The following is an 11,359-nucleotide window of genomic DNA, read 5'->3' on the forward strand; positions in this document are numbered from 1 at the left end:
GACGCTTGAGCCATCCGGGGCTTAGCGACACCCCGCTTTTCAAACTTAACAAGTTATGGGATGGTTTGCCGCCATCCTATTGAAAGAGCAGCATGTCCGTCGGTTCATCCTCTTCCCTGCCGCCCAGTCTCTATGCCGAAACGGCCCATGCCCTGCCGGTCACGCCACCGCTTGACGGTGACCGGGCCGTGTCCGTCGCCATCATCGGCGGGGGCTTTGCCGGATTGTCGGCCGCCCTGCATCTGGCGCAGGCCGGTGTCGATACCTGCCTGCTCGAAGCGCATGAACCAGGTTGGGGCGCATCGGGACGCAATGGCGGCCAGGTCAATCCCGGCCTGAAATTCAATCCGGATGAACTGCTCACCCGGTTCGGCGAAGACCTTGGACGCCGGATGATCGCCATGGCGTGGGGTGCGCCGGACTTCACCTTCGACCTCATCCGCCGTCTCGACATCGATTGCGACGCCCGCCAGAACGGCACGCTGCGTGCAGCAACGAGCGCGGTCACCGCCGAGGCTGTCCGCACCTCCGCTGCGCAATGCGCCGCCCACGGCATGCCGACCCGGCTCCTCGATAGAGACGCTGTCTTCGCGGCGACGGGCACGGGTCGCTATCCCGCGGCGCTGCTTGATCCGCGCGGCGGCGATCTGCATCCGCTGAACTATGCGCGCGGCCTTGCCAAAGCCGCCCAGGCCGCCGGTGCAAAAATCCACGGCGGGAGCCGCGTGATCTCTGCCAGGCGGCAGAACGGAAAGTGGAAATTGCAGACGAAGACAGCATCTGTCACGGCAGACAAGTTGCTTGTCGTTACAAATGCTTATGCCGACGAGTTACGGCCTCGCTTGAAGCAATCTCTGGTGCCGATCTTCAGTTCCATCGTTGCTACAGAACCCTTGCCCGACAGCTTGGCAGCGCGCATCCTGCCGCAACGCCCGGTGCTCTATGAAAGTGGTCATATCACCGTCTACTACCGGATCGATAGTGAGAACCGGCTGCTGATGGGCGGGCGCGGGCCACAGCGCTCGATCATGGGGCCAACCGGGGCGCTCGCCTATCTCCAGCGCTATGCCGCTGCGCTCTGGCCCGAACTCAAGGATATCCGCTGGACACATGCCTGGAACGGCCAACTGGCGATCACGCCGGACCACCTGCCGCACCTGCACGCGCCGGATGAGGACGTGCTGATCTATCTCGGCTGCAACGGCCGTGGCGTGGCCCTGGCGACGGCCATGGGCAAGCAGTTGGCGCAGCGCCTGATCGGCGGACCATCGGCATCGATCGACCTGCCTTTCACCGAAATCCAGCCGATGCGCTTCCACGCCTTCTGGCCGATTGGCGCCCATGCCGCGATGCTTTGGGGCCGAATGAAGGACCGGCTCGGCATCTGACCGGATCGGCGCCTATGTTAGGCATCACGAATAATTGAATATTCCATCTTTACTTGAAATAGTATACATAATCCATTGAAAAAATGTAATTTACTGGAATGTATTCACATCGTTTCGATGCTGGAACGGAAACCGTTTCGATCCAATTGTCGTATCATGCCTATTGTCATGGAACTTGGAGGAGACGGGCGATGATCCGGATATTGGGAGCCTGCGCATGCATTGCAATCCTGATGCTGCCCGTGCCGGCGGCTCTTGCCGCTGAGCCGGTCGATACGGCGCAATCGATCATCGAGAAGCAGATTCAGGCTTTTCTGGACGACGACGCGGCCACCGCCTATTCCTTTGCCTCGCCGCAAATCCAGGGCAAGTTTCCGGACAAAAGCATCTTCTTCGAGATGGTGAAGCGCGGCTATGCGCCGGTCTATCGACCCGGCAATTTCGCGTTTGGCCGCAGCAAGATCGATGGTGACACCGTTGTTCAGGAGGTCCTGATCTCCGGGGCCGACGGCAAGGACTGGACGGCGCTGTATTTTCTCGTCAAGCAGCCTGACGGCACCTACAAGATCAACGGCGTGCAGATGCTGCAGCAGGCGCCAGGCCCGGAGATTTGAACGTCAGAAGTCTCACAGGGGCGCAAGATCGCCCTGGCGCCACATCTCCTGCGTTTCTTCCATGAACGCGCTGTAGCGACCTTCCTCGATCGCCTGACGAATGCCCGCCATCAATTCCTGATAATAGGCAAGGTTGTTCCAGGTCAGCAGCATACCGCCGAGGGATTCATCGGCGCGCACGAGATGATGCAGGTAGGCGCGCGAATAATCCCGCGTCGCCGGGCAGGACGACTGATCGTCGAGCGGGCGGCTATCCTCGGCATGGCGGGCGTTGCGCAAGTTCACGCGTCCGCGCCGTGTGAAGGCCAGGCCATGGCGGCCGGCGCGGGTCGGCATGACGCAGTCGAACATGTCGATGCCCCGCGCCACCGATTTCAAGATATCGTCGGGCGTACCGACGCCCATGAGGTAACGTGGCTTTTCGGTGGGCAATTCCGGGCAGGTGATGTCGAGCATGTCGAGCATGACCTCCTGCGGTTCGCCGACCGCGAGGCCGCCAATTGCATAGCCCTTGAGGTCGAGCGAGGACAGGGCCTGGGCGGAGCGGACACGCAAGGCCGGCACATCGCCGCCCTGGACGATGCCGAACATCGCCTTGCCCTTCTGGTCGCCGAATGCCGTCTTGCAGCGCTCGGCCCAGCGCAGCGACATTTCCATTGCGCGTTCAATATCAGAGGGTTCCGCCGGAAGCCTCACACATTCGTCGAGCTGCATCTGGATGTCGCTGTCAAGCAGGCCCTGGATTTCGATCGAGCGTTCCGGCGACATGTGATGGAGCGCGCCGTCGACATGGCTCTTGAAGGTGACGCCCTTTTCGTCGAGCTTGCGCAGGCCCGCAAGCGACATGACCTGGAAGCCGCCGCTGTCGGTCAGGATCGGATAGGGCCAGCGGATCAGTTCATGCAGGCCACCGAGACGAGCGACGCGCTCCGGACCCGGACGCAGCATCAGGTGATAGGTGTTGCCGAGAATGATATCGGCCCCCAGGTCGCGCACCTGGTCGAGATACATTGCCTTGACCGTACCGACGGTACCGACCGGCATGAAAGCCGGCGTGCGGATCTCGCCGCGCGGCATGGATACCGTGCCGCGACGCGCCTTGCCATCGGTTGCCTTGATGTTGAACTGGAATGTCTCGGTCATACGGTCTCGTTTCTGGAAATATCCCGGAACAGCAGGCTGGAATCGCCATAGGAATAGAAGCGGTAGCCGGTTTCGATGGCGTGGGCATAGGCCCGCCGCATCGTCTCCAGGCCACTGAAGGCCGAGACGAGCATGAACAGCGTCGACTTCGGCAGATGAAAATTGGTCATCAGCATATCGACCGCGCGGAAGCGATAACCCGGCGTGATGAAGATGCCTGTTGGTCCCGACCAGGCATGGATGGTCCCGTCCTCGCCGGCCGCACTCTCGATGAGCCGTAGGGAGGTCGTGCCGACGCAGACGATGCGCCCGCCCCTCGCCTTCACCGCGTTCAAGCGTGCGGCAACATCGGCACTGACATAGCCGACCTCCTCATGCATGACGTGATCGTCGGTATCATCCGCCTTCATCGGCAGGAACGTACCGGCGCCGACATGCAGCGTCACGAAATGACGCTCGATGCCAAGCGCATCAAGCGCGGAAAACAGGCTGTCGGTGAAATGCAGGCCAGCCGTCGGCGCCGCGACGGCCCCTTCCTCGCGCGCATAGACCGTCTGGTAGTCCGTCCGGTCCTGCGCATCCTCCGGGCGCTTCGACGCAATGTAGGGCGGCAGCGGGATATGGCCGACCGCCATGATCGCTTCGTCGAGTGCCGGACCGGAGAGATCAAACCGCAAGGTGACCTCGCCGGCCTCGCCCTTGTCCTCGACCGTCGCATCCAGTGTGCCGAGCATGCAGGCATTCGAGCCGTGGCCGAAGGCGATGCGATCGCCCGGTTTCAGGCGCTTGGCCGGCCGTGCGAAGGCTTTCCAGCGGTCAGGCGCAGTGCGCATGTGCAGCGTCAGCGAGACGGCCGTGACGACATCCTCGCCGCGGCGGCGCAAGCCCTCCAGCTGCGCCGGAATGACTTTCGTATCGTTGAAGACCAGCGCATCGCCGGGACGCAGGAAGGATGGCAGGTCCATCACGCCATGATCGGAAAGGGGTTCACTCTCGCCGGGCCTGACGACCAGCAAGCGGGCGATGTCGCGCGGGCTTGCCGGCCTCAGCGCAATATTGTCCTCGGGGAGATCGAAATCGAACAGATCGACGCGCATGACAAATCTTCTTTAAAAACGGCAAACCCGCCCCGGCGCCCTTTGAAGGCAGCGGGACGGGTCTTGGCAATAGCCTGATTTAGGCGTTGGCAGCAAGTTTCATCGACACGATGCTGTCGGGATCCTTGACCGGCTCGCCCTTCTTGATCTTGTCGACATTGTCCATGCCGGAGATGACCTGGCCCCAGACCGAATACTGCTTGTTCAGCCACGGGCTGTCGGTGAAGCAGATGAAGAACTGCGAGTTGGCAGAGTTCGGCATCTGGCTGCGGGCCATCGAGCATGTGCCGCGAACGTGGCTCATGTTGGAAAATTCAGCCTTGAGGTCCGGCTTGTCGGAGCCGCCCATGCCGGCGCGGGCCGGATTGAAGTCCTTGCCGCCCGTCTTGCCGTACTGCACGTCGCCGGTCTGCGCCATGAAGTCGTCGATGACGCGGTGGAAGACGACGCCGTCATAGGCGCCTTCGGCGCACAGTTCCTTGATGCGGGCGACATGGCCGGGCGCCAGGTCCGGCAGAAGCTGGATGACGACCTGCCCCTTGGTGGTTTCCATGATGATGGTGTTCTCGGGATCCTTGATCTCCGCCATGGCCTTCTCCTTCGTGTTATTCGTCAGGCGTGGTTGAAATGGTTTACTTGCCGACCTTGACGCTGATCATCCGGTCGGGATCGGTAACGGAGCCATTGTTGGCTTCATCGCCCATCTTGATCTTGTCGACATTCTCCATGCCCTCGACGACCTGGCCGACGACCGTATACTGGCCGTTCAGGAAGTCGCCGGGTGCGAACATGATGAAGAACTGGGAATTGGCGGAGTTCGGATCCTGGCTGCGGGCCATGCCGACCGTGCCGCGCGCGAACGGAACCTGGGAAAACTCGGCCTGAACGTCCGGCTTCGAGGAGCCACCCATGCCGGCCATCTCAGGCTTGAAGTCCTTTTCCATATTGCCGTACTGGACATCGCCGGTCTGGGCCATGAAGCCCGGGATGACGCGGTGGAAGGCGACGTTGTTGTATTCGCCGGCTTCCACCAGTTCCTTGATGCGGGTAACGTGCTTGGGCGCGACCTCAGGCAGAAGCTCGATCACGACCGGGCCGTCCTTCAGCTGGATCGTGATGTATTCCTTGGCCTGGGCGAAAGCATTGCTGGTCAGGGATGCGAGGACAACGGCGCCTGCGAAAGCGAGTTGGAGGATTTTCATGGTGTCTCCCGTGGAATGAAAAGAAAACGTCAGGACTTGCGCTTGGACTTGAGGGCCTGATGAACGGCCTTGGGCACGAAGGCGCTGACGTCACCGCCCATGGCCGCGATCTGGCGGACCAATGTGGCGGTAATGGGCCGCGAGGCCGTTCCGGCCGGCAGAAACAGCGTCTGGATATCTGGCGCCATCTGCCGGTTCATGCCCGCCATCTGCATTTCGTAATCGAGATCCGTGCCGTCGCGCAGGCCACGCACGAGAAGCGAAGCGCCGTTGCTACGGGCCGCATCGACCACCAGATTGTCGAAGGAAACCACCGAAATGTCGCCTGCCCGACCCGGCAGGAACTCACTGAGCGACTGGCGGATCAGGGCTGCGCGCTCCTCGAAGGTAAATAGCGGCGTCTTGCCCGGATGGATGCCGATGGCGACGATGACGGACGATGCCACGTTCAAGGCCTGCACCAGCACATCGAGGTGACCGTTCGTCATCGGGTCAAAGGAGCCGGGATAAAAAGCAGTGGTCATCGCATCCGTTCCGTTTCGCAAGCCTTTTGTCACGGACCGCGCGCAATCGCAAGGGAGCGTTCGTCGCGGCTTATCCCTGTTCCCCCGGAAACAGCGCGCCCGCCAGGACAAGACTAGAAAGAAGCTACGTTCACTGAGACGCCACAGATGATTTCGAGGTGCCCAAGTAAAGAGCGGAACTTTTTTCGAACGCGGCCGTTATCTGGCCGAAGGGATCACGGTTATGGCACTTATTCTTCTTTCGATGACGATGTTTTTCGCAATGCTGTTCGCAACGGCACATGCACTGAGAAACGAAGCGCGCAGCGACCGTTCCGGTTTGTCGCGCGATCATCTGTTAAAGTAGAGGGAAGTCCGAAATGGCAATCACCATGATGATCGTCTCAGCCGTGATCAGTATCGTGTTCCTGGTCGACTTCGGGAAAACCATTCTTCAACTTCAGCACGACCGTGCAGCGATGAAGACCAGCGTACAGGACACACGCGGATTTAGCGTCTGACGTTTTCTCCCGAGTAAAATTCCCCGACAGCGGCAACCTCCAGTGCCTGCTGACATCAAAAACCGGACGGTTCCCCTGCCAGTCCGGTTTTTCCTTGTGCGAACACGCCGCGCATCAAAGATGTCAAAGAAAAAAGCCGGGCGACATGATCGCCCGGCTTTTTAAACCAGTTTCAGAAGCCTATTCTTCCGTTCCGGCTGTTGGCTCGGCCGCTTCCTCACCATCAGGCTGGGCGATGACGTCAGCGATCTCGTCGTCCTCATCGGAGGGTTCGCTGATCCGCTCGACCGATACGACCTTTTCGTCCTTGGCCGTCGAGAAGATCGTCACGCCCTTGGTGGCGCGGCTGGCAAGACGGATCCCGCCAACGGGAACGCGGATCAGCTGGCCGCCGTCGGAGACGAGCATGATCTGGTCCTTCTCCTCGACGGGGAATGCCGCCACCAATTCGCCGATTTCGCCGGTCTTCGACGTATCAGTGGCGCGGATACCCTTGCCGCCGCGGCCCGAGGTGCGGAAGTCAAAGGTTGAGGAGCGCTTGCCGAAGCCCTTGACGGACACCGTCAGCACGAATTGTTCGCGCGCCTTCAATTCCTCGTAGCGTTCGTTGGTGAGTTCGCCCTCTTCGTTGATGTCCTCGCCAACCAGTGCGATTTCCTCTTCCTCGCCGGTCGTTGCACGTCGTTCGGCAGCCGCCCGCTTGAGATAGGCGGCGCGCTCCCACGGTTCGGCATCGACATGGCTGACGATCGTCATCGAGATGATGCGGTCGCCTTCGCCCAGATTGATGCCGCGCACGCCGATCGAATTGCGGCCGGCAAAGACACGGACGTCATCAACGGGGAAGCGGATGCACTGGCCGAGCGCCGTCGTCAAAAGCACGTCATCGCGATCCGTGCAGGTTTCGACGGAGAGGATTTCGTCGCCCTCCTCGTCAAGCTTCATCGCGATCTTGCCGTTGCGGTTGACCTGTACGAAGTCCGACAGCTTGTTGCGCCGGACCGTGCCGCGCGTCGTCGAGAACATGACGTCGAGATTTTCCCACGTCGCTTCGTCCTCGGGCAGCGGCATGATCGTGGTGATGCGTTCGCCGGCTTCAAGCGGCAGCATGTTGATCAGGGCCTTGCCGCGCGATTGCGGCGTGCCGATCGGCAGACGCCAGACCTTTTCCTTGTAGACGATGCCGCGCGACGAGAAGAACAGGATCGGCGCATGGGTATTGGCAACGAAGAGGCGGGTAACAAAATCCTCGTCCCGTGTCGCCATGCCCGAGCGGCCCTTGCCGCCACGGCGCTGGGCGCGGTAGGTCGCCAGCGGCACGCGCTTGATGTAGCCGAGATGCGACACGGTGATCACCATGTCTTCCTGGGCGATCAGGTCCTCGTCGTCCATGTCCGGACCGCCTTCCATGATCTCGGTGCGCCGAGGCGTGCCGAATTCGTCGCGAACGGCGATAAGCTCGTCCTTGACGATGGTCATGATGCGGATACGCGAGGAGAGGATATCGAGGTAATCCTTGATCTCGTCGCCGATCTTGTTGAGTTCGTCGCCGATTTCGTCGCGGCCAAGGGCCGTCAGGCGGGCGAGACGCAGTTCGAGGATTGCCCGGGCCTGCTCTTCCGAGAGATTATAGGTCAGGTCCTCGTTGATCCGGTGACGCGGATCGTCGATCAGGCGGATCAGGCTTTCGACATCGGAAGCCGGCCAGCGGCGGGTCATCAACTGCTCGCGTGCGGTGGCCGGATCCGGCGCTTCACGGATCAGCTTGATGATCTCATCGATATTGGCAACCGCGATGGCGAGGCCGACCAAGACATGGGCCCGGTCGCGCGCCTTGCGCAACAGGTACTTGGTGCGCCGGCTGATGACGTCCTCGCGGAAGGCGACGAAGGCACGCAGCATGTCGAGCAGGGCCATCTGCTCCGGCTTGCCGCCATTCAGCGCCACCATGTTGCAACCGAACGATGTCTGCAGCGGCGTATAACGGTATAGCTGGTTGAGGATGACCTCGGCATTGGCGTCACGCTTCAGCTCGATGACGACGCGGTAACCCTGGCGGTCGGATTCGTCGCGCAGGTCGGAAATGCCCTCGATGCGCTTGTCCTTGACCAGTTCGGCCATCTTCTCGATCATCGTCGCCTTGTTCACCTGATAGGGAACTTCGGTGATGATGATCTGCTCGCGGTCGCCGCGCATCGGCTCTATGGTGGCGCGGCCCCGCATGATGACCGAGCCGCGGCCCGTCTCGTAAGCCGAACGGATGCCGGAGCGGCCGAGGATGAACGCCCCGGTCGGGAAATCCGGGCCCGGAATGATCTCCATCAACTGATGCAGTTCGAGCGCCGGCTCGTCGATCAGCGCGATACAGCCGTTGATCACCTCGACCAGATTGTGCGGCGGAATGTTGGTTGCCATGCCGACGGCGATGCCACCCGCGCCGTTGACCAGAAGGTTCGGGAATTTCGCCGGAACGACCGACGGCTCGCTCAGCGTGCCGTCATAGTTGTCGCGAAAATCGACCGTTTCCTTGTCGAGGTCGTCGAGCAGCGCGTGGGCAGCCTTCTGCAACCGGCATTCGGTGTAGCGTTCGGCTGCCGGCGGATCACCGTCGATCGAGCCAAAATTACCCTGACCGTCGATCAGCGGCAGTCGCAGCGACCAGGGCTGCGCCATGCGGGCGAGCGCATCGTAGATCGCGGAATTGCCATGCGGATGGAATTTACCCATCACGTCGCCGGTGACGCGGGCGCATTTGACGTATTTCTTGTTCCAGTCGATGCCGAGCTCGCTCATCCCGAACAGGATGCGGCGGTGCACAGGTTTCAGACCATCCCGCACATCCGGGAGAGCGCGGCTGACAATCACGCTCATGGCGTAATCGAGATACGACCGCTGCATTTCCTCCATGATGGAAATAGGCTCGATGCCTGGTGGATTCTTGCCGCCGCCGGGTGTGGTTTGTTCAGTCAATTTCGATCACGATCTTTGTTCAGAATCAGACATATTTTTATAGCCGAATGCACGGCCTAGCGCCAATTTCGGGGCCGGGTTTTGAACAGGCTTTTAGGCTCATCGGCGCTCTCACCGGCATTTGCAAGGCAAAAGCGGCGGAAGCGTGAAATGGAGACCTTTCAATCGGTGTTACAGTCGCCTAACAATCCATGAGGCGGCCATCATAAACAAGGCCGCGAGGGGAGCCGGGATGTCCGACATCGACCTTCTGATCAATGCACTGACCACCATCCTGGTCACCATCGACCCTCCGGGCCTGGCGCCGATCTTCCTCAGCCTGACCGTCGGCATGAGCCGGCAGCAGCGGTTCCTGGTGGCGTGGCGTGGAACGCTGATCGCGTTCTTCATCCTCGCCGCCTTCGCCCTGTTCGGAAACGGCATCCTGAGCCTGCTCGGCATCTCGATCGGCGCCTTCCGCATCGCCGGCGGCCTCCTCCTGTTCTGGATCGCCTTCGAGATGATCTTCGAGCGGCGCAACGAGCGCAAGGAAAAGACCGGCGAGACCGCGATCACGCGCGATCATATTCACAATATCGCGGTGTTTCCGCTGGCGCTGCCGCTGATTGCCGGACCTGGCGCAATCTCGGCAACGATCCTTCTGTCCGGTTCCTTTTCAGCGACCATCGACCGGGCGCAACTGATCCTGGTGATCGCCGTGTGTCTCGCTATCCTGTTTGCAGCGCTCGTCATCGCCGAACGTATCGACCGGTTCCTCGGCGTCACCGGCCGGGCCATCCTGACGCGGCTGCTGGGCGTCATTCTGGCCGCGCTCGCCGTCCAGTTCGTCGTCGACGGCATCAAATCGGCCATGGCGGTGTGACCAGGGCGACGTGACCAGTCGCTCCGTGAATCCAAAACAAAAAGGCCCGGTTTCCCGGGCCCTTTCGGATATTTGAGTTTACTTTATGGCTTATCCCGTTCGCACAGGTGTTAACCACTAGCGTTCCACAATGATGCTGTCACTGTGCCTCCCGAGGAGCAGACCCTACCATCGTGCAGCAGGCCCTGCTCAACAGTCAGATGCCTCCTAATACATCGTTTTCTTGTAGTCTTCCTCCAACCCCGCATCGATCTTTCGCATCTCCTCCTCTTCTGGTGCCCCCGTCGTTTCATCCAATATCATCTTGATCAGTGAAGGCATCTGTCTGCGATCCTGATGGTGAGTTGAGTCCCAAATATGCGATCGCCTGAGGGCCTTTGCGCAATGCAGGAAGACCTCGCGGACCTGCACCACTATCGCAAGAGTGGGCACGCGGCTGTTGACCGTCATCGTTTCCAGAAGGGCCGGATTCGTGGCTATTCGTGCCACTCCATTAACTCGCAAGGTGTCGTCAAAGCCGGGAATCATGAACAATAGTCCAACGGCAGGATTTGCTAGGATGTTGGAAAGGCTGTCCAATCGGTTGTTCCCCGGACGATCCGGGATAGCCAACGTTCTGTCGTCCAAAATACTGACGAAGCCGGGCGGGTCGCCGCGCGGGCTCACATCGGCCCGGCCGTTCAGGTCCTGCGTGCCCAAGCAAAGGAACGGTGAACGTCGGATGAATTCTTGCGCGTGGACGCCAAGAGTTTCTTGTATCTTGTGAATAGCGAGGTCATGCGTGGCCGAGTAAAGTCTGCGCAGCGTTTCTTCGCTGTTGATGAAGAATTCGGGGTCCATGCATCATTCCTCCAAGATATCTCGCATTTTGCAATTCATCTCAAGAATGAGGTACGTAAGTCATTTTTGTCAAGTGCAGCTAAATCGAGTATGCGGATAACCTTGAAGGCAGCTCGGGCCGCATGATCGCCAATCGTCTACGGGGATGCCTCGTCTCCGAGGAAACCAAAAAGGGCGTGCGCTCGCCGGAAGCGAACTTTGACCAGCTTATGCGAAAAG

At 60.4% G+C, this 11,359-nt stretch carries 11 protein-coding genes; 4 read left to right on the plus strand and 7 right to left on the minus strand.

The features are described 5' to 3' along the window. Window positions 1–92: 92 nt before the first annotated feature. Complete coding sequence (locus VL202_RS09145; RefSeq protein WP_325463816.1) at window positions 93–1,388, plus strand: FAD-binding oxidoreductase; 1,296 nt, start codon at window positions 93–95, stop codon at window positions 1,386–1,388. 191 nt (window positions 1,389–1,579) lie between these two features. Next, window positions 1,580–2,002: a DUF4864 domain-containing protein gene (locus VL202_RS09150; protein ID WP_325463817.1), complete on the plus strand. Its 423-nt coding sequence runs from the start codon at window positions 1,580–1,582 to the stop codon at window positions 2,000–2,002. A 12-nt stretch (window positions 2,003–2,014) separates the two neighbouring features. On the opposite strand, the gene tgt is transcribed toward VL202_RS09150, so the two are convergent. From tgt to coaD, 5 genes are all read right to left on the minus strand, one after another. After that, a complete protein-coding gene (gene tgt / locus VL202_RS09155) occupies window positions 2,015–3,145 on the minus strand; it encodes a tRNA guanosine(34) transglycosylase Tgt (RefSeq protein WP_325463818.1) in 1,131 nt (376 codons plus the stop codon). Then, a complete protein-coding gene (queA, locus tag VL202_RS09160; RefSeq protein WP_325463819.1) occupies window positions 3,142–4,242 on the minus strand; it encodes a tRNA preQ1(34) S-adenosylmethionine ribosyltransferase-isomerase QueA in 1,101 nt (366 codons plus the stop codon). The genes tgt and queA overlap by 4 nt, the downstream gene beginning before the upstream one ends. Window positions 4,243–4,321: 79 nt before the next feature. Beyond that, the gene (locus VL202_RS09165; protein WP_325463820.1) at window positions 4,322–4,831 is read right to left on the minus strand and encodes a peptidylprolyl isomerase; all 510 of its coding nucleotides are present in this window, start codon (window positions 4,829–4,831) and stop codon (window positions 4,322–4,324) included. A 43-nt stretch (window positions 4,832–4,874) separates the two neighbouring features. After that, on the minus strand, window positions 4,875–5,444 hold the full coding sequence (locus VL202_RS09170) for a peptidylprolyl isomerase (RefSeq protein ID WP_325463821.1): 570 nt from the start codon (window positions 5,442–5,444) through the stop codon (window positions 4,875–4,877). A gap of 29 nt (window positions 5,445–5,473) precedes the next feature. Next, complete coding sequence (gene coaD, locus VL202_RS09175; RefSeq protein ID WP_325463822.1) at window positions 5,474–5,968, minus strand: pantetheine-phosphate adenylyltransferase; 495 nt, start codon at window positions 5,966–5,968, stop codon at window positions 5,474–5,476. A gap of 359 nt (window positions 5,969–6,327) precedes the next feature. On the opposite strand from coaD, the gene VL202_RS09180 reads away from it, so the two are divergent. After that, on the plus strand, window positions 6,328–6,468 hold the full coding sequence (locus tag VL202_RS09180; protein WP_325463823.1) for a hypothetical protein: 141 nt from the start codon (window positions 6,328–6,330) through the stop codon (window positions 6,466–6,468). A gap of 180 nt (window positions 6,469–6,648) precedes the next feature. On the opposite strand, the gene gyrA is transcribed toward VL202_RS09180, so the two are convergent. Further along, entirely contained in the window at window positions 6,649–9,438 is a 2,790-nt protein-coding gene (gene gyrA / locus VL202_RS09185; RefSeq protein ID WP_325463824.1) for a DNA gyrase subunit A, read from the minus strand. A 232-nt stretch (window positions 9,439–9,670) separates the two neighbouring features. Between gyrA and VL202_RS09190 the strand changes: the two genes are divergently transcribed. Then, a complete protein-coding gene (locus tag VL202_RS09190; protein WP_325463825.1) occupies window positions 9,671–10,300 on the plus strand; it encodes a MarC family protein in 630 nt (209 codons plus the stop codon). A 207-nt stretch (window positions 10,301–10,507) separates the two neighbouring features. Here VL202_RS09190 and VL202_RS09195 read toward each other — a convergent pair whose 3' ends face one another. Then, on the minus strand, window positions 10,508–11,140 hold the full coding sequence (locus tag VL202_RS09195) for a pyridoxamine 5'-phosphate oxidase family protein (RefSeq protein WP_325463826.1): 633 nt from the start codon (window positions 11,138–11,140) through the stop codon (window positions 10,508–10,510). Window positions 11,141–11,359 lie beyond the last annotated feature (219 nt).

This window comes from Pararhizobium sp., from assembly GCF_035497515.1.
Lineage (GTDB): Bacteria > Pseudomonadota > Alphaproteobacteria > Rhizobiales > Rhizobiaceae > Pararhizobium.